The 21,488-nt window shown below is 67.0% G+C and carries 21 protein-coding genes; 12 read left to right on the top strand and 9 right to left on the bottom strand.

Annotation, left to right across the window (positions count from 1 at the left end):
- Positions 1-3: 3 nt before the first annotated feature.
- Entirely contained in the window at positions 4-1,410 is a 1,407-nt protein-coding gene (locus ASD35_RS03450) for a sigma 54-interacting transcriptional regulator (RefSeq protein WP_056873522.1), read from the top strand.
- Positions 1,411-1,609: 199 nt separating this feature from the next.
- Positions 1,610-1,963, top strand: a complete 354-nt coding sequence (locus ASD35_RS03445) for a BON domain-containing protein (protein ID WP_082579883.1) — start codon at positions 1,610-1,612, stop codon at positions 1,961-1,963.
- A gap of 84 nt (positions 1,964-2,047) precedes the next feature.
- On the opposite strand, the gene fnr is transcribed toward ASD35_RS03445, so the two are convergent.
- Entirely contained in the window at positions 2,048-2,764 is a 717-nt protein-coding gene (fnr, locus tag ASD35_RS03440; RefSeq protein ID WP_056873520.1) for a fumarate/nitrate reduction transcriptional regulator Fnr, read from the bottom strand.
- A gap of 155 nt (positions 2,765-2,919) precedes the next feature.
- Here fnr and hemN point away from each other — a divergent pair, with 155 nt between their 5' ends.
- The 3 genes from hemN to icd are packed head-to-tail and all read left to right on the top strand — an operon-like array spanning position 2,920 to position 6,250.
- Positions 2,920-4,308, top strand: coding sequence for an oxygen-independent coproporphyrinogen III oxidase (gene hemN / locus ASD35_RS03435; RefSeq protein ID WP_056873519.1), 1,389 nt, complete (start codon positions 2,920-2,922; stop codon positions 4,306-4,308).
- Positions 4,308-4,934: a sulfite exporter TauE/SafE family protein gene (locus tag ASD35_RS03430; RefSeq protein WP_056873518.1), complete on the top strand. Its 627-nt coding sequence runs from the start codon at positions 4,308-4,310 to the stop codon at positions 4,932-4,934. Before hemN ends, ASD35_RS03430 begins: the two co-directional genes overlap by 1 nt.
- Positions 4,935-4,993: 59 nt before the next feature.
- Entirely contained in the window at positions 4,994-6,250 is a 1,257-nt protein-coding gene (gene icd, locus ASD35_RS03425) for an NADP-dependent isocitrate dehydrogenase (RefSeq protein WP_056873517.1), read from the top strand.
- A gap of 75 nt (positions 6,251-6,325) precedes the next feature.
- Here the strand turns inward: icd and ASD35_RS03420 are convergent, their stop codons facing one another.
- The 5 genes from ASD35_RS03420 to cueR all read right to left on the bottom strand — a co-directional run bounded on the left by ASD35_RS03420 (position 6,326) and on the right by cueR (position 10,508).
- Positions 6,326-6,667: a copper-binding protein gene (locus ASD35_RS03420; RefSeq protein ID WP_082579882.1), complete on the bottom strand. Its 342-nt coding sequence runs from the start codon at positions 6,665-6,667 to the stop codon at positions 6,326-6,328.
- Positions 6,668-6,678: 11 nt separating this feature from the next.
- Entirely contained in the window at positions 6,679-8,046 is a 1,368-nt protein-coding gene (locus ASD35_RS03415; RefSeq protein ID WP_056873516.1) for a multicopper oxidase family protein, read from the bottom strand.
- 11 nt (positions 8,047-8,057) lie between these two features.
- Positions 8,058-9,476, bottom strand: coding sequence for a TolC family protein (locus ASD35_RS03410; protein WP_157275353.1), 1,419 nt, complete (start codon positions 9,474-9,476; stop codon positions 8,058-8,060).
- A 116-nt stretch (positions 9,477-9,592) separates the two neighbouring features.
- On the bottom strand, positions 9,593-9,955 hold the full coding sequence (locus ASD35_RS03405) for a DUF2946 family protein (protein WP_056873514.1): 363 nt from the start codon (positions 9,953-9,955) through the stop codon (positions 9,593-9,595).
- 88 nt (positions 9,956-10,043) lie between these two features.
- Positions 10,044-10,508 (bottom strand): Cu(I)-responsive transcriptional regulator, encoded by a 465-nt coding sequence (gene cueR, locus ASD35_RS03400; RefSeq protein ID WP_056873513.1) that lies wholly within the window; start codon positions 10,506-10,508, stop codon positions 10,044-10,046.
- A gap of 78 nt (positions 10,509-10,586) precedes the next feature.
- Here cueR and ASD35_RS03395 point away from each other — a divergent pair, with 78 nt between their 5' ends.
- Complete coding sequence (locus ASD35_RS03395; protein WP_056873512.1) at positions 10,587-10,799, top strand: heavy-metal-associated domain-containing protein; 213 nt, start codon at positions 10,587-10,589, stop codon at positions 10,797-10,799.
- Positions 10,800-10,853: 54 nt separating this feature from the next.
- On the opposite strand, the gene ASD35_RS03390 is transcribed toward ASD35_RS03395, so the two are convergent.
- Positions 10,854-13,091, bottom strand: coding sequence for an NADP-dependent isocitrate dehydrogenase (locus tag ASD35_RS03390; protein ID WP_056873511.1), 2,238 nt, complete (start codon positions 13,089-13,091; stop codon positions 10,854-10,856).
- 632 nt (positions 13,092-13,723) lie between these two features.
- Here ASD35_RS03390 and ASD35_RS03385 point away from each other — a divergent pair.
- Positions 13,724-15,298 carry a P-loop ATPase, Sll1717 family gene (locus ASD35_RS03385; RefSeq protein WP_157275352.1) on the top strand — a complete coding sequence of 525 codons (1,575 nt, stop codon included), beginning with the start codon at positions 13,724-13,726 and terminating at the stop codon, positions 15,296-15,298.
- A gap of 34 nt (positions 15,299-15,332) precedes the next feature.
- Positions 15,333-15,725: a hypothetical protein gene (locus tag ASD35_RS03380; protein WP_162254418.1), complete on the top strand. Its 393-nt coding sequence runs from the start codon at positions 15,333-15,335 to the stop codon at positions 15,723-15,725.
- Positions 15,726-16,182: 457 nt separating this feature from the next.
- Here ASD35_RS03380 and ASD35_RS27905 read toward each other — a convergent pair whose 3' ends face one another.
- The gene (locus ASD35_RS27905; protein ID WP_235538226.1) at positions 16,183-16,644 is read right to left on the bottom strand and encodes a hypothetical protein; all 462 of its coding nucleotides are present in this window, start codon (positions 16,642-16,644) and stop codon (positions 16,183-16,185) included.
- Positions 16,645-16,743: 99 nt separating this feature from the next.
- On the opposite strand from ASD35_RS27905, the gene ASD35_RS03370 reads away from it, so the two are divergent.
- On the top strand, positions 16,744-17,028 hold the full coding sequence (locus ASD35_RS03370) for a YlcI/YnfO family protein (RefSeq protein WP_056873507.1): 285 nt from the start codon (positions 16,744-16,746) through the stop codon (positions 17,026-17,028).
- Positions 17,025-17,351, top strand: coding sequence for a type II toxin-antitoxin system RelE/ParE family toxin (locus ASD35_RS03365; RefSeq protein ID WP_056873506.1), 327 nt, complete (start codon positions 17,025-17,027; stop codon positions 17,349-17,351). The genes ASD35_RS03370 and ASD35_RS03365 overlap by 4 nt, the downstream gene beginning before the upstream one ends.
- 216 nt (positions 17,352-17,567) lie before the next feature.
- Here the strand turns inward: ASD35_RS03365 and ASD35_RS03360 are convergent, their stop codons facing one another.
- Positions 17,568-18,302, bottom strand: a complete 735-nt coding sequence (locus ASD35_RS03360) for a hypothetical protein (RefSeq protein ID WP_056873505.1) — start codon at positions 18,300-18,302, stop codon at positions 17,568-17,570.
- Positions 18,303-18,599: 297 nt separating this feature from the next.
- Here ASD35_RS03360 and ASD35_RS03355 point away from each other — a divergent pair, with 297 nt between their 5' ends.
- Together ASD35_RS03355 and ASD35_RS03350 are read left to right on the top strand one after the other, a co-directional pair.
- Complete coding sequence (locus tag ASD35_RS03355; protein WP_056873504.1) at positions 18,600-19,766, top strand: FIST signal transduction protein; 1,167 nt, start codon at positions 18,600-18,602, stop codon at positions 19,764-19,766.
- A 4-nt stretch (positions 19,767-19,770) separates the two neighbouring features.
- Entirely contained in the window at positions 19,771-21,399 is a 1,629-nt protein-coding gene (locus tag ASD35_RS03350) for an ATP-binding protein (RefSeq protein WP_056873503.1), read from the top strand.
- The last annotated feature ends 89 nt before the right edge of the window (positions 21,400-21,488 follow it).

Below are 21,488 nucleotides of genomic sequence, written 5' to 3'. Positions count from 1 at the left end.
GCCATGACGACACCCGCCTCCATCCTGCTCGTCGACGACGACGCCGACCTGCTGCGCCTGATGACGATGCGGCTGACCGCCGCCGGCCACGCGGTGCAGGCGGTGTCCAGCGCCGAGGCCGCCTTGGCCCACCTGGCCGTGCGGCTGCCGTCCCTCATCATCACCGACGTGCGCCTGCCCGGCCTGGACGGGCTGGCCTTGTTCGACGAGGTGCGCGCCAGCCACCCGTCGCTGCCCGTCATCCTGCTGACCGCGCACGGCAACATCCCGGATGCGGTCGAGGCGACGACGCGCGGCGCCCATGCCTACCTGACCAAGCCGTTCGACGGCAAGGAGCTGCTGGCCAAGATCAACCAGGCGCTGGTCGTCAACGCGCCCGGCCCGGCGCCGGCGGGCGGCGACGGCGCCTGGCGCAGCGAGATCATCAGCCGCAGCCCGCGCATGGCCGAGGTGCTGTCGGAAGCGCGGCTGGTCGCGGCGACGGATGCCAGCGTGCTGATCACCGGCGACAGCGGCACCGGCAAGGAGCTGCTGGCCCGCGCCATCCACAAGGCCAGCCCGCGTGCGGCCAAACCCTTCATCGCGGTGAACTGCGGGGCCATTCCCGAGGCGCTGCTGGAGTCCGAATTGTTCGGCCACGTGAAAGGCGCGTTCACCGGCGCCCAGGGTCACCGGCAAGGCCTGATCCCGGCGGCGCAGGGCGGCACCGTGTTCCTCGACGAGATCGGCGACATGCCGCTGGCGCTGCAGGTCAAGCTGCTGCGTGTGCTGCAGGAGCGCATGGTGCGCCCGGTGGGCAGCAACGAGGCGCTGCCGGTGGACGTGCGCGTGCTGTCCGCCACCCACCGGGACCTGGAGCTGGCGATGGCAGAGGGCCAGTTCCGGCCCGACCTCTACTACCGGCTCAATGTCGTCAAGCTGCGCCTGCCGCCGCTGTCCGAGCGCCGCGAGGACATTGCGCTGCTGGCCCAGCACTTCCTGACCACGCTGGCCGGGCGCCACCGCAAGCCGGTCAGGGGCTTCGCGCCCGACGCGCTGGAGGCGCTGGTGACGGCGCCCTGGCCCGGCAATGCACGCCAGCTCTACAACGTCGTCGAGCAGGTCTGCGTGCTGGCGACCGCGCCGCTGGTGCCGCTGGCGCAGGTGCAGCGTGCGCTGCAGATGCCGGCCGCCGACGTGCTGAACTACCAGCATGCCAAGCAGCGCTTCGAGCGCGAGTACCTGAACCAGCTGCTCAAGCTCACGTCCGGCCACGTCGCCGAGGCCGCACGGCTGGCCGACCGCAACCGCACCGAGTTCTACCGCCTGATGCAGAAGCACGGCCTGGACCCGCAGCTGTTCCGCACCGGCCCCCTAACGGCGGCGTCGGCTTCCGGCGACAAGAAGTTGTCAGATGAATCAAGCACTTAGCGAAGTGCCGCGACGGGGTGTCGCCATGCGGCGACAAAACCGCTGTCGCGGCTGGGTGCAAACCATGCCTGCAGGTGTTTGTTGCAGCCTAAGTCGTTGATTCGCCGAGGAAATCAAGAACTGGCACAGCCCTTGCGCTAAGCCTGTCCGTGATGCCACTCGGCATCGCGCTTGATTCACGCATCTTCAGGAGATCTGCATGCGACAAACATCCACCTTCGCCCGACTGCTGTCCGCTGCCCTGATGGCGACTGCCGCCACCGGTGCCTTCGCCGCCGACCCCGCACCCGCTGCCACCCCGGCCCCCGCTCCGGCCGAACAGGTAGCGCAAGCACAAACCGCTGGCGACGCGGCCATCACGAGCAAGGCCCAGGCGGCACTGCAACAGGACAAGGATCTGCAGACGCTGCCCCTGACGGTGAGCAGCACGGCCGCAGGTGTGATCGTGCTCAAGGGCGCGGCGCCCAGCGCCGACCTGGCTCAGAAGGCCCTGAAGGCGGTGCAGGCCGTGCCTGGCGTGAAGGAAGTGCGCAACGAGATCAAGGTTGGCTGATCCGGCGCCTGAGGCTTCCGGGGTGTGAGCCCCGAGGCCTCGCACGAGGGCCCTGCGAGCGCAAGCTCGCGGGGCCTTCGTGCGTCAGCAGTGGCTGTCGTTGACCAGGGCCTGCAGGGCCTCGTGGTCGAGGATGCGCAGCTGGCGCTGCTTGACCTCCATCAGCCCGTCCTCCTGGAACTTGGAGAACGTGCGGCTGACGGTTTCCAGCTTCAGGCCCAGGTAGCTGCCAATCTCTTCGCGCGTCATGCGCAGCACCAGGCTGGAGGCCGAGAAACCGCGGGCCTGCAGGCGCTGCGTCAGGTTCAGCAGGAAGGCCGCGAGCCGCTCCTCCGCGCGCATGTTGCCCAGCAGCAGCATGACGCCGTGGTCGCGCACGATTTCGCGGCTCATGATCTTGTGGAAGGAGTGCTGCAGCACGGTGAACTCGCGCGACAGGTCTTCCAGCTGGTCGTAGGGAATGACGCAGACCGACGAGTCCTCCAGCGCGACGGCGTCGCAGTGGTGGTGGTCGCTGCTGATGCCGTCCAGGCCGAGCAACTCGCCGGCCATCTGGAAGCCCGTCACCTGGTCGCGCCCGTCCTCGCTGCCGACGCAGGTCTTGAAGAAGCCGGTGCGCACCGCGTACAGCGCCTCGAAACGCTCGCCGTTGCGGAACAGGTGTTCACCGCGTGGCACGCTGCGGCGCTTGGCGACCAGGCCTTCGAGCTGGGCCAGGTCGCGTGCATGCAGGCCTACCGGCAGACAGAGTTCGCGCAGATTGCAGCTTGCGCAGGCGACCTTGAGCGGCTCAGGCAGCATGTCGGGACAGGTTCGCGCGGGTGGGGCGAACGGCGAGGTAATCGGCATGGACGGCCTTGGCTTGCATCAACTGTCAGGCATTCTTCGCTGGCCGGCGCTGTGCCGGCTTGACGTGGATCAAAACCGCGCCCGCGGTCGCTCGGCACAGTGGCGGCATGGCTGCACTGACCGAGACCGCCCGCCCGCTCGACGCCGACTTGCTGCGCCGCCACGACGTGGCGGGGCCGCGCTACACCTCGTACCCGACGGCGGACCGCTTCGTCGAGGCGTACCAGCCGCCCCAGCACCTGCAGGCGCTGGCACAGCGCGGCGCGGCCCAGCCGCTGTCGGTCTACGTGCATGTGCCGTTCTGCGAGCAGCTCTGCTACTACTGCGCCTGCAACAAGGTCATCACCAAGCACCACGAACGCGCCCAACCCTACCTGGACCAGCTGGAGGTCGAGATGGACCTCGTCGCCGGGGCGCTGGGCGGGCATGCGCCGGTATCGCAGCTGCACCTGGGCGGGGGCTCGCCCACCTTCCTGTCGGACGCCGAGCTCGGCAGCCTGATGGCTGCGTTGCGACGGCGCTTCCGGCTGCTGTCGGGCGCCGAGCTGTCCATCGAGCTCGACCCGCGCACCGTCGACGCGGCGCGGCTGGCGCACTTGAAGTCGCTCGGCTTCAACCGGCTCTCGTTCGGCGTGCAGGACTTCGACGCGGCCGTGCAGAAGGCGGTGCATCGCGTGCAGCCGTTCGAGTCCGTCGCCGCGCTGATGCTTGCGGCGCGCGGGCTGGGCTTCACGTCGCTGAGCGTCGACCTGATCTACGGCCTGCCGGCGCAGACGACGCAGAGCTTCGCCCGCACCATCGCCCAGGTGGCCGGGCTGCGGCCCGACCGCATCGCGATGTACGCCTATGCCCACCTGCCGCAGCGCTTCAAGCCGCAGCGCCGCATCGTGGCGGAGCTGCTGCCGCCGGCGGGGGACAAGCTGGCCATGCTGTCCGGCGCCATCAGCGCGCTGCTGGGGGAAGGCTATGCCTACATCGGCATGGACCACTTCGCACTGCCCGACGACCCGCTGGCCATCGCCAAGCGCCAGGGCCTGCTGCACCGCAACTTCCAGGGCTATTCCACCCAGCCGGATTGCGACCTGATCGGCCTCGGCGTGTCGGCCATCAGCCGCGTCGGCGCCACCTATGCGCAGAACGCCAAGACGCTGGAAGAGTACGAAGACGCGCTGCACCAGCGCCAGCTGCCCGTGCAGCGCGGCCTGGCGCTGACGCGCGACGACCTGCTGCGCCGCGCCGTCATCATGGCCTTGATGTGCCAGGGTCGCGTCGAGTTCGAGTCCATCGCCGCGTCCTATCTGGTGGACGTGCCGGCCTACTTCGCGCCCGAGCTGGAGCGGCTGGCGCAGCTCGCCGGCCAGGGCCTGGTGGTGCTGGAGCCGGCGGCCATCCAGGTCACGCCGCTGGGCTGGTATTTCGTGCGCGCCATCGCGATGGTGTTCGACCGCTACCTGCAGGCCGACGTGAGCCGCGAGCGCTTCTCCAAGATCATCTGATGTCCTTCGACGGCGCGCTGATCGCATCTGCCACGCTGCTGGGCCTGGCCGCCACGCCGCATTGCGCGGCCATGTGCAGCGCGCCTTGCGCGCTGGCGGGCGGCCGGCAACCGGCGCGGCTGCTGGCCGGTCGATTGATCGGTTATGCCGCGGGCGGCGCGGTGGCCGCCGCGTCGGCCGAGGCATTGGCGCGTGCGTCGCAGGGCCTGGCCTTCCTGCAGCCCGCCTGGGCGCTGTTGCAGGCAGCACTGCTGCTGCTGGGGCTGACGCTGCTGGTGCGCGGCCGCGCGCCGCTCTGGCTGGGCGCCGTGAACTGGCGGCCCCACCCCCGCCACGCCTTCGCCACCGGCATGGCCTGGGTCGCCATGCCCTGCGGGCTGCTGCATGCGGCGCTGCTGCTGGCAGGCGTGTCGGGCTCGCCGCTCAGCGGCGGCGCGGCGATGGCCGGCTTCGCGTTGGCCAGCACGCCGGGCCTGGTCATCGCGCCGCTGTGGCGGGCGCGGCTGCTCAAGCGTGGTGCCGGCGGCGAGGTGCTGGCGTTGCGCCTGGCCGGCCTGGCCCTGGCCGCCGGCGCGGGCTGGGGCTTGGCCCACGGGGTGTGGCAGCAACTGCTGCTGGCCTGCTGACGCCGCCATAAACTCGCCGGGTTCGTTTTTCCCCGCTTCCCCCGCGAAAGCCCCCTGCCATGTACCAACACATCAATGTGCCCGAAGGCGGCCAGAAGATCACGGTCAATGCCGACTTCTCGCTGAACGTCCCCGACCAGCCCATCATTCCCTACATCGAAGGTGACGGCACTGGCCTGGACATCACGCCGGTCATGCTCAAGGTGGTCGATGCGGCCGTGGCCAAGGCCTACGGCGGCGCCAGGAAGATCCACTGGATGGAGATCTACGCCGGCGAGAAGAGCACCAAGGTCTATGGCCCGGACGTGTGGCTGCCCGAAGAGACGATGCGGGTGCTGAAGGACTACGTCGTCTCCATCAAGGGCCCGCTGACCACGCCGGTGGGCGGCGGCATCCGCTCGTTGAATGTGGCGCTGCGCCAGGAACTCGACCTCTACGTCTGCCTGCGCCCGGTGCGCTACTTCGCCGGCGTGCCCAGCCCCGTGAAGGAGCCGCACAAGGTCGACATGGTCATCTTCCGCGAGAACTCGGAGGACATCTACGCCGGCATCGAGTACGAGGCCGAGAGCGACAAGGCCAAGAAGCTCATCAAGTTCCTGCAGGACGAGCTGGGCGTCAAGAAGATCCGCTTCCCGGACACGTCGGGCATCGGCGTGAAGCCGGTGTCGCGCGAAGGCACGGAGCGCCTGGTGCGCAAGGCCATCCAGTACGCCATCGACAACCACAAGCCCAGCGTGACCATCGTGCACAAGGGCAACATCATGAAGTTCACCGAAGGGGGCTTCCGTGACTGGGCCTACGCGCTGGCGCAAAAGGAGTTCGGCGCCGAGCCCATCGACGGCGGCCCGTGGTGCAAGTTCAAGAACCCGAAGACGGGCAAGGACATCACCATCAAGGACAGCATCGCCGATGCCTTCCTGCAGCAGATCATCCTGCGCCCGGCCGAGTACAGCGTCATCGCGACGCTGAACCTGAACGGCGACTACATCTCCGACGCGCTGGCCGCGCAGGTCGGCGGCATCGGCATCGCACCCGGCGCGAACATGAGCGACTCCATCGCGATGTTCGAAGCCACGCACGGCACGGCGCCCAAGTACGCCGGCAAGGACTACGTGAACCCGGGTTCCGAGATCCTGTCCGCCGAGATGATGCTGCGCCACATGGGCTGGACCGAAGCCGCCGACCTGATCATCAGCTCGATGGAAAAGGCCATCCTGAGCAAGAAGGTCACCTACGACTTCGCCCGCCTGATGGACGGCGCGACGCAGGTGTCTTGCTCGGGCTTCGGCCAGGTGATGATCGACCAGATGGAGTGACGCGTCCGGTCGTCGCCCGGCGCGGCATCCTGGGCCCCTCGTCCCGACAGGCGAGGGGCCTTCTTGTTGCTGGCGCTACCTGGCGATCTCGATGGCGGTCACGGTGAAGGCGCCGTTGACCCTGTCGGCCGTGAACTTCACCTTGTCGCCCGCCTTGACGCTTTCGAGCATGCCGGGGTTGGCGACCCGGAACACCATCGTCATGCCCGGCATGTCGAGGTTGGCGAGCGGGCCGTGCTTGAGTGTGAGCTTGCCTTGGGCCTTGTCGACCTTGAGGACCTCGCCGTCGCTGGCCGGGGCGGCAGCCGCCGAAGCGGCCGGCGCGCGATGGGCGGCCGGGCCGGTGGTGGGCTGGGCCGGGGTCGCCAGGACGACGAACGCGGCAACGAAGCCGAGCGCTGCATGGAATGTCTTCATCAGGGGCTCCTTCAATGGCCTTCGTGACCGCTGGGCTTGCGAACCTGCAGGGTGCGGGCGTCGCCTTGCGGCGCGGGGGCGCGGGTGGCGGTGGGCGTCTCGCCGGTGTATTCGCTGGCCAGCGTGCCGGGCGGATGCTGGTAGGGGCCCGGATCCTTGAAATCGCCGCGCGCGATGTCGTCGCGGACCTTCACGACGCTGAACATGCCGCCCATGCCCACCGGTCCGAACGGCCCTGTGCCCGTCATCATCGGCAGTGTGTTGTCCGGTAGCGGCATCTCCATCTCAGCCATGTCGTGCATGCCCTTGTCGCCCATGACCATGTAGCCGGGCACCAGGTTGGCGATCTTCTTGGCCACGTCGCGGTGGTCGACGCCGATCATCGTGGGCACGCCGTGGCCCATCGCGTTCATCGTGTGGTGGGACTTGTGGCAATGGATGGCCCAGTCGCCCGCGATGGCGTTGAACTCGAAGGCGCGCATCTGGCCGACGGCCACATCCGTCGTCACCTCCGGCCAGCGGGCGCTCTTGGGCACCCAGCCGCCGTCGGTGCCGGTCACCTCGAAGTGCGGCCCATGCATGTGGATGGGGTGGTTGGTCATCGTCAGGTTGCCGACGCGGATGCGCACGCGCTCGCCGGTGCGGGCGACGAACGGGTCGATGCCTGGGAAGGCGCGGCTGTTCCACGTCCACAGGTTGAAGTCCAGCATCGTGTTGACCCGCGGCGTGGCGCTGCCGGGCTCGATGTCGTAGGCGTTCAGGATGAAGCCGAAGTCGCGGTCGACGCGGTGCTGGCGGACGTCCCTCGGGTGGATGATGAACAGGCCCATCATGCCCATCGCCATCTGCACCATCTCGTCGGCATGCGGGTGGTACATGTGCGTGCCGGGGCGCTGCAGCACGAACTCGTACATGAAGGTCTTGCCGACCTCGATGGGCGGCTGGGTGAGCCCCGTCACGCCGTCCATGCCGGACGGCAGCAGCACGCCGTGCCAGTGGACGCTGGTGACCTCGAGCAGCTTGTTGGTGACGAAGATGCGGACGCGGTCGCCTTCGACAGCCTCGAGGGTCGGGCCGGGGCTGGTGCCGTTGTAGCCCCACAGGTTGGCCTTCATGCCCGGGGCGATCTCGCGCACCACCGGCTCGGCGACGAGGTGGAATTCCTTGACGCCGTCCTTCATGCGCCAGGGCAGCGACCAGCCGTTGAGCGTGACGATGGGGTTGAAGGGCCGCCCGTTCGGCGGCGCGGGCGGTGGCAGCGTGGCTGCGTCCGTGTGCACGGCGGCCTCGGGCAGCAGGGCCGCGCCGGCGCGGCTGACGGCTGCGGCACCGAGCAGGGTCGCGCCGGCCGCCCGGAAGAATGTTCTGCGGTGGGTCATGTCGGATTCCTTCAGTGGCCGGCCGGCGTCGGGGCGGCGGCCTTGCCCGGCACGATGGCCGGTGCGTCGCCCGGCGAGCGGGCGGTGAGGGCGGTCTGCAGGTGGGTGTCGGCGACCCAGAAGTCGCGCAGCGCCTCGACGGCGGCCGTCACGCTGGCAACCTGGTCGCGCGCGTCGGCCAGCAGCTCGAACACGCTGGCCAGCATGCCGTTGTAGCGCAGCAGGTTCTCCTCGGAGATGCGCTGGCGCAGCGGCACGACGTCGTCGCGGTAGTGCCTGGCCACGTCATAGGCGGTGCGGTAGGCCGAGTGCGCTTCGCGCACTTCCGAGCGCGCCCGGACGGCCACGTCGGCCAGATGGTGCACCGCCTGCATGTAGGTCGCCTCCGCGCGGGCGGCGCGCGTCGCGCCGAAGTCGAACAGCGGCAGCTCCAGCTCGATCTGGTAGCCGTTCTGGCGCGCCTCACCGGTCTGGCTCTTGTTGGCGTAGCCGGCCTCCAGCACGTTGATGAACCGCGTCGCCTTCGTCAGCCCCAGCGACCTGGCCGTGGCGTCCGCCTGGTGCCGGGCGATCCGCACGTCCAGGCGCGCGTCGATGGCCGCCTGTTCGGCGTCGCGCGGTTCGAGCGCGGCCGCGGGCAGGTCCGGCAGGCGCCCCGGCAGCTGGAAGGCGAGCTGCCCACCCGACAGGCCCAGCGCCCGCACCAGGCGTTCGCGTTCGGCCACGGCCTGGTGGCGCGCCCGCACAAGGTTCGCCGTCGCGTCGGCCTGGAAGGCCTGCTCCCGCAGTTGCGCCAGCCGGCTGAAGTTGCCGGCCTGCAGCATGCGCCGCGCCAGCTCGCTGGAGGCGTCCGCCGCGTCCTTGACCTGCTCGTGGTACTTCACCAGCTCCTGCGCGGCCACGGCGGTGAAGAAGGCGTTGCGCGCCTGTGCGGCGACGCCCACCGCGTCCAGCGCCGCCTGGTACTGCGCCTGCTCGAACTGCCGTTGCGCGACTTCGCTGGCCACCGGCAGCGTCAGCAGGCCCAGCAGGTTGAACATCACCGACCGGTCGATCTCGGCGACGCCTGCGCCGCCGAGGCGCCCGAAGCCGAGGCTGGGATTGGCCAGCCGGCCGGCGCGAACCCGGTCGGCCTCGGCGATGCCCAGCGCCGCGAAGCTGGCCTGCAGGCCGCGGTGGCCCAGCAGCGCGATCTCGACCGCGGCATCGGCGGTCAGCGGTTGCTGGAGCAGCGCGTCGATGCGTGCGCCGGCGGCGTCGACATCGGCGCCGCTGCGCTGCGGTGAGACGGCGTGGCCGGTGCGCTCGCGAGTCAACTCGGAGACCTGGCCCGCGCCGCCATCCGACGAGAAGGAGGCGCAGCCCGACAGGGCGAGCGCGGCGGTCGCCGCGGTGGCGAGGCGCGCAGGCCCGCGCAAGAGGTGGTTCATCATTCAAAACCCTTTGAGTCAGTGGCTGGGCATGGCCCGCAGCCAGGAGACGCCCGTGTCCATCCGCGACGCGGACGCACGAGCCCGTTCGGGCCTCCCGCGGAGGCCTCGGTGGGTCAGAAGGTTCGGGGCGGGCGCTCCTGCCCGTCGGAGAAGAAATCCGGCGGCGGCGCGGCGTGGTCGGTGAGCCCGACCGCGATGCGGCCCAGCGGCTCCGGCAGCGCCGGCGCGGCACTCGGCAGGGGCGTGAGGGAGCAGAAAGCGGCGCACAGGGTGCACTTGTCGGTACCCGCCGGGTGGTGCGAGTCGTCGTGCGCATGGCCGGCCCCGTGGTGCGCGTGATCCATCGGTGGCTGCGTGCCAAGCTCGCCGTGCATGCCGGCGCCGCCCGCTGGACACAGCATGGCCGCCGCCACGGCGCCCCGCAGGGGCAGCAGCAAGGCGAACAACAGCAGGAGGCAGATGCGGACGGGTTTCACTGGGATGCGGGCCGGCGAGGTGCGGGTGCATCCTAAACCTTGTCCCGGTGGCAAGGTCAAGCGGGCAACCGGCTTCACGCTGCGCGGGCTAACCGAGCTTCGAAGCGTGCCGCCCCGGCCGCAGTCCCATCGCCTTGCCAGTCGCGGCCGGCAACGGCACCGACGTGCCGCCAGCCAGCGTCTCGATGATGGGACAGTCAGGCCGGTCATCGCCGTGGCAGCAACGCACGAGGTGCTCGAGGGTGGCCTTCATCGCCTGCAGCTCCTTGAGCTTTTCGTCCAGCTCCTGGATGTGGGCTTGCGCCAGCGCTCGCACCTGGCGGCTCGGCCGCTTCCGGTCCAGCCACAACCCCAGCAATTCGCGGATCTGCTCGATGGAGAAACCCAGGTCGCGCGATTGGCGGATGAAGCGCAGCGTGCTGACTTCCTTGTCGCTGTACTGCCGGTAGCCCGCCTCCGTCCGCGCGGCCTCGGGGAACAGCCCGACGCTTTCGTAATGACGGATCATCTTTGCCGATACGCCCGAGGCTTTTGCTGCTTCGCCGATGTTCATGAGTGGCGGTCCCTTGACCTTCCCACGGTGGGAAGTCTGACAGTGAGCATCGCACACCCGCCACGGAGAATACAAACCATGCTTGCCTTCAAAGTCGACGACATGAACTGTGGCCACTGCGTCAGCGCCATCGCCCAGGCGCTCAAGGCCGTCGACCCCGACGCCCGCGTGAGCATCGACCTGGCGCGGCATCTGGTGTGCGTGGAGCCGGCGGAGGCTGACGCCGGACAGTTGAGCGTCGCCATCACGCAGGCGGGCTACACCCCGGAGCCGGTGCAGACGGCCGGCTGAAAACGCAAACGGGGCGCACGCGGCGCCCCGTCCTGTTGCGTTGCAGGCGCCGGTTTACGCCGCCAGCGACTGCAGCGCGGCGTTGAACGTCGCGCTGGGGCGCATGACCGCGTCCAGCTTGGCCTCGTCGGGCAGGAAGTAGCCGCCGATGTCGACCGGTTGGCCCTGGACGTCCTTCAACTCGGCGGCGATCTTGGTCTCGTTGGCCGCCAGCGCTTCAGCCAGCGGCTTGAAGCGCGCGGCCAGGTCGGCGTCGTCGGTCTGCTCGGCCAGTGCCTGCGCCCAATACAGCGTCAGGTAGAAGTGGCTGCCGCGGTTGTCGATCTCGCCGGTCTTGGAGCTGGGGCCCTTGCCGTTGTCCAGCAGCTTGCCGGTGGCGGCATCGAGCGCCTTGGCCAGCACCTTGGCCTTGGCGTTGTTGGTCTTGATGCCCACGTCCTCCAGGCTGACGGCCAGGGCCAGGAACTCACCCAGCGAATCCCAGCGCAGGTGGTTCTCTTCCACCAGTTGCTGCACGTGCTTGGGCGCCGAGCCGCCCGCGCCGGTCTCGTACATGCCGCCGCCGGCCATCAGCGGCACGATGGACAGCATCTTGGCCGAGGTACCCAGTTCCATGATGGGGAACAGGTCGGTCAGGTAGTCGCGCAGGATGTTGCCGGTGGCGCTGATGGTGTCCAGACCGCGGATGACGCGCTCCAGCGTGTGACGCATGGCGCGCACCTGGCTCATGATCTGGATGTCCAGGCCGGTCGTGTCGTGCTCATGCAGGTACATCTTGACCTTGGTGATGAGCTGCGCCTCGTGCGGGCGGTAGGCGTCCAGCCAGAACACCACCGGCATGCCGGAATTGCGGGCGCGCGTGACGGCCAGCTTCACCCAGTCGCGGATGGCGGCGTCCTTGCACTGGCACATGCGCCAGATGTCGCCTTGCTCTACGTTCTGGCTCATCAGCACTTCGCCGGTGGCGAGGTCGGTGATGTTGGCCACGCCGTCTTCCGGGATCTCGAAGGTCTTGTCGTGCGAGCCGTATTCCTCGGCCTGCTGGGCCATCAGGCCGACGTTGGGCACGGTGCCCATCGTGCGCGGGTCGAAGGCGCCGTGCCATTTGCAGAAGTTGATGATCTCCTGGTAAATGCGGGCGAAGGTCGACTCGGGCATCACGGCCTTCACGTCCTTCAGGCGGCCGTCGGCGCCGTACATCTTGCCGCCGCTGCGGATCATCGCGGGCATGGACGCGTCGACGATGACGTCGTTGGGCGAATGGAAGTTGGTGATGCCCTTGGCCGAGTCCACCATCGCCAGCTCGGGGCGGTGCTCGTGGCAGGCGTGCAGGTCGCGCTTGATCTCGTCCTGCTTGCTCTGCGGCAGCGCGGCGATCTTGGTGTAGAGGTCCACCATGCCGTTGTTGACGTTGATGCCCAGCTCGTCGAACAGCTTGCCGTGCTTCTCGAACGCCTCGCGGTAGAAGATGCGCACGCAGTGGCCGAAGACGATGGGGTGGGACACCTTCATCATCGTGGCCTTGACGTGCAGCGAGAACATCACGCCGGTCTTGCGCGCGTCCTCGATCTCCTTTTCGTAGAAGGCCAGCAGCGCCTTCTTGCTCATGAACATCGAGTCGATCACCTCGCGGTCCAGCAGCGAGACCTTGGGCTTGAGCACGATGGCCTTGCCGCTCTTGGTGATGAGTTCCATCTTCACGTCGCGGGCGCGGTCCATCGTCATGGACTTTTCGCCGTGATAGAAGTCACCGTCGTGCATGTGCGAGACGTGCGAGCGCGACGCCTGGCTCCACTCGTCCATGCGGTGCGGGTTCTTGCGGGCGTATTCCTTCACGGCCTTGGGCGCGCGGCGGTCCGAGTTACCCTCGCGCAGCACCGGGTTCACGGCCGAGCCGATGCACTTGTTGTAGCGGGCGCGGATGTCCTTCTCCTCGTCCGTCTCCGGCTTCTCGGGAAAGTCGGGGATGTTGTAGCCCTTGTCCTGCAGTTCCTTGATGGCGGCCTTCAGCTGCGACACGGACGCGCTGATGTTGGGCAGCTTGATGATGTTGGCCTCGGGCCTGAGCGTGAGCTTGCCGAGCGCGGCCAGGTTGTCGGCCACGCGTTGCGCTTCGGTCAGCCGTTCGGGGAACTGGCCCAGGATGCGACCGGCCACCGAGATGTCGCTGCTGACGACATCGATCCCAGCTTGCGCCGCGAAACGCTGGACGACCGGCAGCAGCGAGGCAGTGGCCAGGCGGGGCGCTTCATCGGTCAGGGTGTAAACGATCTGGGTCTTTTCGGCGGTCATGAACGTGGTCCGGTGAATGGGAAATCCGTACTGCGCGCAGCGGCCAGGCGGCAGCGCGCAGGGCGTCAACTCTAGCAAGCCGGGCAGGGGGGGCCGCAGCTCGGGCCTCGGTCGCATGGCGTCGGTCGACGCCCTGCGGCTACTCGATGTTCTGCACCTGAACGTCGAGTCCGGCGCTAAGTGGCTGTCAGATCTAGGCTTCTCAAACCAGAGCCCCAGAAAACCCCACGGAATACCCCACAAGAAGAGGTGGCAGCGTAGGCGTGGCACGCAGTGCTGATACTTTAGCGTGACTACCACACGCGTCGGTTAGGGCTGTCCGCAGCGGCGCGGTCACCTCCGGTTTCGGATTCCACCTTAACAAGGTGTCCTCGAAACCGGCAGCAGCCCACGTAGACCTCGCACCGGTCCTTGTGCCGCTTGAGCGTCTGGTAGTCGCCAGCCGCATGATCTAGCCAATAGCTGACCACCGCGGCAGTTGTGCCCTCGTCGATCAAACGGCGGCTCCACAGGATTGAGGACGCTCGTCCGCGCGACTTCTCCTATAAACCAGCCAGCTCTGTGGCGCGTCGATCACGGGGCTCAGCCCGCGGGGACAAAGGCGGAGCAAAGCCACTGACGGGGGATCCATGGTGACAACGCACAGCGATCTGTCCACTCTGCTCACCGTCAGCGAGCCTTTGGGCCCGATCCAGCACGAGCGCATCATCGATGAGTACGTCGACGACTTGGTGGATGGCGAGGTCACGGCTTTCAAGGAGATCGCCAGCAAGCCGCATACCCTGCTGCTGGGGCGCAAGGGCGCGGGAAAGTCCGCGCTCATCACCGAACTGCGGCTGCAGATGCAGCGCAGTGCGGCGATGCGGGAGGGCGCCGCGCAGGCCGGGCACCGCCGGCGCCAGGACTTCGTCATCTCAGTGCTGACTTGGCAGCACTTCCACAAGATCGTGCAGAACGTCCACCGCCAGTTCGCCAATGACGATCTCATCTCCGACCTGGTGCCGTCGGAGCATTTCGTTGAGCTGTGGCACGAGATTCTGTGGCACGAGGTGATTCAGTACTTCTACGACAGTGCGCACTACCAAGACAGCCGCGAGCTTCTGGCTCCCGTGACGGCCTACGTCAACGCCACCATCTCGTTCAATGGCGACGCCAAGCGTGCCGCGCGGCAGTCATTCGAGGGCGCCCGCCGCGCGGTCATGGCCTACCTGGATCATCGGGGCGCGAAGCTGTACTTCCTGTTCGATTCAATGGAGCACTACCCGGTACGTCAGCTCACCTTCTCGCGCATCTTCGCAGGGCTGTTCCAGGCGCTGAACAAGGTCAGCGACGATTCGCCTCGCATCCAGGTCACCTTTTGCGTGCCCGAGGAAGTCGAGGATTTCATGAGTAGCTCGTCGACTAACCTGATGAAGGACTTCGCGTCCTCGTTCCGCATCCGCTGGAAGCCCATCGACCTGCTGCGCGTGGTGGCGCACCGGCTGCGCCTGTCCGCCCGACTGCACGACCCGAAGCTCTATGCCTTCTGCAAGGACTTCAACTTCGCCCACCGGGAGCACATCCAGGCGTTCTTCGGGCGGGTCATGCCGTTCGAGATCGAGAACGCCCAGGGCACAAAGGAGAACAGCCTCGCCTACATCATCCGGCACACGCAATTGCTGCCGCGTCACATCCTGGACATCTTCAACCGCACGCTGAGCTTCCATTTCCGGCGCGAGCATGTCTTCACGTCTGTGTCGGCCGAGGCAGTGCGCGAAGGCGTCAAGGACTCCCAGCGCATTATCGCGGCGCAGATCCTGCACCCTTACGAGCAGCTGTACCCCAAGCTGTTGTCCGCCTGCCGCACCATCCTGCCGGACCTGGACCCCATCTGTAGCCACTCGGTGCTGCGCAAGGCTCAGGGGCGCTTCGCACGCAAGGTGGAGGACGATATCGGCTCCATCTGGGACGTGCTCTTCAAGATGGGAATCCTGGGCCGCTCCACCACGCAGTCCGGCACTCACAGCCACGACATCGAGCTCAGCGACCGCTACTGTTACGGGCAGTTCCACTTCAACATCGACGGCGCGTTCGGCCTGGCGACCGACGGTGAGTACTGCTTCCACCCCGTATTCAGCCGCGCCTTCGGCATGGTGCGTCGCACCGCCGACAAGCGGGTGGTCTACCCGGCGCACATCGACCTGCTCAGCCTGTATGTTGAACAGTGACAGGACGGCCCAGCTTACCGCCGTCCTCGCAGCGATGGTAGTACTGGTGCTGCTGGCGTCACTGATGCTGGCCTGGCATCTGGATGAGCCGCACATCGCCAACCGGGGCGGGGCGCTCGTCTCGGCTATGGCGGCTGGCGCGCTACTGTTGCAGATCAGGTTCGAAGTGAAGCTCGAAGACGCCCGCAGGGCGCTCGAGGAGGAAGGCCCGGCATCGCGCCCCATTCCTCTCATGCCGACCGAGGTGCTGGCGGACCGGTTGCTCGAGCGCGAGCGCCAGTCGGCGATGGCTCACCTGACGCGACGCCGCCTCCGTGTGGCTTCGTGCGTTGTGCTCTGCGCCATGACGGGTGAAATCTTTCATGGCTTCGGCGACCTCATCCTGTGCAGCGCCGTCAGTTGCAAGCCTTCGGCGCACGGCCGTTAGGGCCACGCTGTCCGCACGGCCCGGCGAACCGCTGCGCGCCGTGCAGGCGGAGTTCACGCACGATGACCAGCGGCCGAGCCACCTCACGGGCCGGGTCGAGCGCGAAGCGTTTGCCCGGCCGCATTGCAGTCTGCCAGTCCACCTCCAGGTCATTGGTCTCTCACGCTTGGCCACATCCTGGTAGCCCACGTGGCGGCGAACCGGCGTCCCGTGCCCGACAGAAGCACGTCCACGCGACGCCGAGCCAGGACCGCTCGCCTGACCGTCCGACAGGAGGTGGTGTTCCTTACCAACAAGCTCGGAGGCAAAGACAGCATCGTGGACCTGGCACGCATATGGGCTGGGGACGTCACGATGAAGTTTGTGATCGAATCTTCGCAAGCCGATGAGAGCCCACTCGCGTTGCCCCCGGTAGCGCCGGACACCAACTCGAACACTGACCAGACGTGATCTCGATTTATCGGCTGCTTGCCGCGGAGGCATCAAGGATCTTTGACCCGGCAAAGATGCACTCGAGCTTTTCGTTCAGGTAGTCGGACATCACCGGATGCAGGGGCAGGGCCAGGCCGGAGTGGCGGTTGCATTCGCTGAAGTCGATGCCTTGCGCATGGGCGGACCGGCAGGCGTTGATGTACTCATTCATCAGGCCGGCGAACTCGATGAAGGGATGGTTGCCGATGGTCGTCGCGGAGCGGTAGAAGGTGTTCGAGGCCTGCTGCATCAGGGCGATGGCGCGCTCGCGTTCTTCAGGAGTCATCATGGGGAAATCCACGCAGCTGCTTGGTCGGGTGGACGAAGTATCGGTGGAGCCGTGACGCTTGGAGATGTTGGGGCACCCTTGCTGTCGACGAGATGCTTGTTGGCTCTCGCCGGGCGCTCGTCTCGCGACGCGAGGCTTGTGGAGCGCGAGCTCTTGCACGCGTTGCTCCTGTGTCCGGGCCGTCCGAATCGATAGAAGTCGCGCATCGGCAGTTTGGATGCGGATTGTCGGCGTAGCACGTTTGCTATACATTTGAGCATGCGCTCCGCCACCTTTCCACCCATCCGCGTCGAGCCCGAAGTTCGGGCCGAAGTGGAAGCCGTCTTGCGGGAGGGCGAGTCGCTCACCCAGTTCATCGAGCAGGCGGTCATTGCCGCCGCAGCCTGGCGCCGCGTGCAGGCGGAGTTCGTCAACCGCGGTGAGGCGGCGATCGAGCGTTGGAAGCAAGAAGGCGGCGGCCGTACGGTCGATGAGGTCATGGCCGGTTTGCAGGGGCGCCTTGACGACGCGAAACGTCGAGCAGGAGAACGCACCGGCCGGTGAAGCCGGTCTACAGCGTCACGCTGCTCGACGAGGCGGTTGCGGACCTTCATCGCCTAGAGGACTTCGCCATCGAACGTGAGCTCGCAAGTGAAACGCCGGATTGGACGACGCCTCAACGCGCGCTCGACGCGATCAGCGAGGGGATGCGTCTGCTGTCCTGGTCGCCTTTCACCTGCCGGAAGGCGGAGCTGGGGAATGGCCGCTCGCGTGAATTGGTCGTGCCGTTTGGCGGCGCGGGCTATGTTGTGCTGTTCGAAATTGTCGGCAACGACGTGGTCGTGGGTGCTGTTCGACACCAGCGCGAAGAAGACTACCGCCACTGAAATCGGGCACTGGGCCGGCCGGCCGACGCTGCGAGGCAACGGCTCGTGTCGGCGATGCTTGTTCCCCATGCCCAAAGCTGAAGTAAATCTTCAGGGCTGACGCTCGGTTTTTGCAGCGATTGCCGCCCATCGCTCTGTTGAGTGGGCTGCCAGCAGTGTGCCCAATGCAGACTTCGACCTCGACTGATTCGCCGTCCTGAAGCGATCATTCATCGCTCAATTCAGCCGCTGCAGATGCCTGAACGACTGCGCCGCATTGATGTCGTTGCCACGCCCCTTGCGCTGGTAGGCGGCCAGATCTCCCACGGCAAACTTGACGCCGAAGAACTCGAAGGGCGTCAGCACGGCGAACACGTCCCATTCCTCAAACGCATCGGGCACGTCGGTACGGTCGATGCGGATGCGGCCGTTCTGCATCAGTGACCATGACTGCACACGGGGCGCGACCGCGCGCATGGCATCCATGCTCGCCAAAGTGGGGCAGGTGGCGTCGGAGCCGCGAATCTGGGTGACGCGGTATTCGCCACCCTCGTGGAAGGCCACGCCCTCGCACTTGATGGGCGCCACGCCGGGCACGGCGCGCCACGCGGGAGACTTCGGGCCGTGACGCAGCTTCAGAGATCCGTCGGGAAAGACCCAGCTGCCGATGACGTCAGCTGCCAGAGCCGGCCTGAGCTCGGAACGCCTAGGCGAGAACGGGCAGGGGAAAGCAAGGTAAGTGGCCAGCACCAGGGTGCGGTAGGACTCTGGGCTTGCGATGTCCACGCCCTTTACGTAAGGCTGCATGGCGTCGCGCAGGTTCTGGAGCGTGCCCTGGGTGGAAAGACACACGAGGTTGCCGTTGTCGCGCTTGAAGGTGCTCACCAAGGCCTGCTCCAGCACGTCGGGAGGCTGGACCTGCGCTAGCGCGAAGGCAGGAGTGAGCAGTACGGTGGCGATGCGCAGGTACATGGTGGGTCTTGGCCCTTCTTATGCGCGGGTCAGTCTAGCGGTACCGTTTTGGGTGCCCGAAGTGGCCGGCTTTGGATGACGTTCTTGGCCGCGAGCCTGAGCTCGGGGAATATTCACAAAGCAGTCGTTCGGTCAGTACGGTTGCCGCGTCGGGCGTCCGCGACAGCATAGGAAGCGGACGCACGCTGCCGGCCACCTGCGGTCGTTCGCAGGTGTCCCGTTTCGGGTAAACCCGCTCACGTCCTACGCCGCATACGACATGCCGAACACAAACTCGCCGGCCATAGTGGAATCCGTATGACAGAAACACATATTGCCCTCAGCGCTATCCGCGACAGCCATGCTGCTGGCGTCGAACTGGGCAGAAGCCTGCGTGAACGCTTCGCGGGGCAACCAGCGGACGCGGTGGTGGTTTTTGCCTCGGCAGAGCACGACTACGACCTGGTGCTGGATGCGCTGTCACGAGAGGCAGGCACCCAGGTGATTGCGGGCTCATCCTCCGCAGGGGAGTTCACCCATCAAGGGCGCGGCGAGGGACAGGTATCCGCACTCGGCATCCGCAGCAGCGACATGAAATTCACGGTCGGCCTTGGGCGAGGAGTGACACAGGACACCGCCGAAGCAGCGCGACAAGCGGTCGAAGGCTTCCGAGGCCTTGTGAAGGGCTCGGACGTGCATCGCAATGCATTGGTGATGACGGACGCCTTGGCAGGGCATACCGATGCGCTCGTCGAAGAGCTCACGATGCGTACTGGCGGCGACTACCGCTTCTTTGGGGGCGGCGCCGGCGATGACGGCCGCTTCAATACCACTCACGTTTTTGCGGGCACGCGCTCCTACAGCAACGCCGTGTCCACGCTGGAAATCCTTTCCACCAAACCCATCGGCATCGGCGTGTCGCATGGGTGGGAGCCTGCAGGCGAAGGCATGCGCGTGACCGAGGCCGACGGCACGCGGCTGATCGGGTTGAACGGCGCCCCTGCCCTGGAAGTTGTCAAGGAATACGCCCGAGCAACCAGCCAGGGTTTCGACACGGTAGAACCCATGCCGTTCTTCTTGCACAACGTGTTGGGCATCCGCTCCGCCGAAGGTTTCCGGTTGAGGGTGCCGCTGGCCATCGGCGAGGACGGCTCTATCCACTGCGCAGCGGCCATCCCCGAAGGCGCCATCGTCCACTTCATGACGACCAGTGCCGCATCGGCTGTCCAGGCGGCGCGTCAGGCCACAGAGTCTGCGCTGCGTGGGCTCTCCGGTCACAAACCGGCGGCTGCTTTCGTCTTCGACTGCGTGGCCACACGCCTGCGCCTCGGTCGGGCCTTCGAAGACGAATTGGCGACCTGTTCAAAGCTGCTGACACCAGCGGGCTTTGTCGGCTGCAATACCTACGGGCAAATCGCTCGGGCGGAGGGGCAGTTCAGCGGTTTCCACAACTGCACCGCCGTCGTGTGCGTCCTGCCGGAATGAGCCCGTGCCGCAGCCGCTGCGGCCGCTGATCGACGCGCTGGCCCGGGAGGCCGGCCGCGATCGAGCCGCGCAGGCGCTCGCCAAAGCCGTAGGCGCTGCGCACCTGCTTCTTTTCGTACGGGACCCGGCGCTGAACGTGATGCTGCCGGCGCCTGGCATGCCGAAGACGCTCGTGGCGGGGCCGTCGTGGCGTGAGCTGCTGCAGCGCCTGGCGCACGAGGCCGACGTGACCGACGAGGTGGAGGTGCTCGGCGACCGCTGGGCCGTCCGCGCGGTGACGCTGGACGGCTGCGCCTTCGTACTGCTTGGCGAGCTTCGTGCCCCCGACTTTCCGATGCAGCTTCAGGAGGCGCTACCGCTGCTCACCGAAGTCTTGCACGCGCAGCAGGGCCTGCGTATCGGCGTCGCAGAAGCGGCTGAGGCGAGACAGGCCGCGATGCGCGCGCACCAACTTGCCGCGGCGCTGGATGCCGCCCGGGCGGCGGCAGCCGAGCTGAACCGACAACTTCGCATCGAACACCAGCACAAGGACGAATTTCTGGCCATGCTCGCGCACGAGCTGCGGAACCCCATGGCGCCCGTGCTCACCGGCATCGACATCCTGGGACGGTTGCCGCCGGGCGACGTTGTCCGGCGGGATCGGCAGCTTCAGATCATGAACCGGCAGATGCAGCAGCTCACCCACCTCGTGGACGATCTACTGGACGTCTCGCGTGTCAGCCGCGGGCTGATCGAGCTTCGACGCGAGGTGCTGCCGCTCGACGAGGTGCTGGCAGCCGCAATCGAGGCAACGCGGCCGCTGGTGGTTAGCAGGCACCATTCAGTAGAGCGCGATGCGCGCCCAACAGGGTTTCACGTGAGCGGGGACCGAGTACGCCTCGTGCAGGTGTTTTCGAACCTGCTGAACAACGCCGCCAAGTACACGGAGCCCGGCGGCCGGATCGCCATCGAGGCGTCACGGGCGGAAGGTGTCGTGCATGTCAGCATTCGCGACAACGGTGTTGGAATACCTCACGAGATGCTCAAGGACATCTTCGAGATGTTCAGGCAAGTCCCCGGGTCCCTCGACAGAGCCCCGGGTGGGCTCGGGATCGGCCTGACGCTGGTGCGCACCCTTGTGGAACTCCACGGAGGCCAGGTACAGGCGCAAAGCGATGGACCTGGACATGGCAGCGAGTTCATCGTCAGCCTGCCGCTGGTGGAATCTGAGCTGGCATCGCGAACTGAGCCACAGGCGGAAGCGCAGCGATCCGCCGTGTCGCTGCATGTTCTCGTCGTGGATGACAACGTCGATGCAGCTGAATCGCTTGCCGATTTGCTGCGCATGATGGGCGCCGAGGTGAGCGTCGCGCACGACGGCGCGCAGGCGCTTCACCTGGCCGACGGCAACTCACCCGATCTCGTCTTTCTCGACATCGGCTTGCCGGGCATGGACGGCTATGAAACCGCGCGCGAATGGCGCAGGCGCTTCGGGACGGGCGCGCGAATGATCGCACTTACGGGCTACGGGAGCGAGGAAGATCGCCGCCGCGCGCTCGGCAGCGGCTTCGATGGCCACCTGATCAAACCGGTGACAGTGGAAGTCATTGAAACGCTGCTTGCCGATGCGGACCGGAAAGACGATGGCAGCTGACGGGGTCGTTAGCCCGTCATCGCGCCGCAACCGGTACCTGGCTGCCCTTGCCGCCTGGGCGTTTATTCGGCGGCCTCGGCGCAGATGTT

The organism is Pelomonas sp. Root1444, from assembly GCF_001426885.1.
Taxonomy (GTDB): domain Bacteria; phylum Pseudomonadota; class Gammaproteobacteria; order Burkholderiales; family Burkholderiaceae_C; genus Pelomonas.
This window is presented reverse-complemented; position numbering and strand designations above follow the sequence as displayed.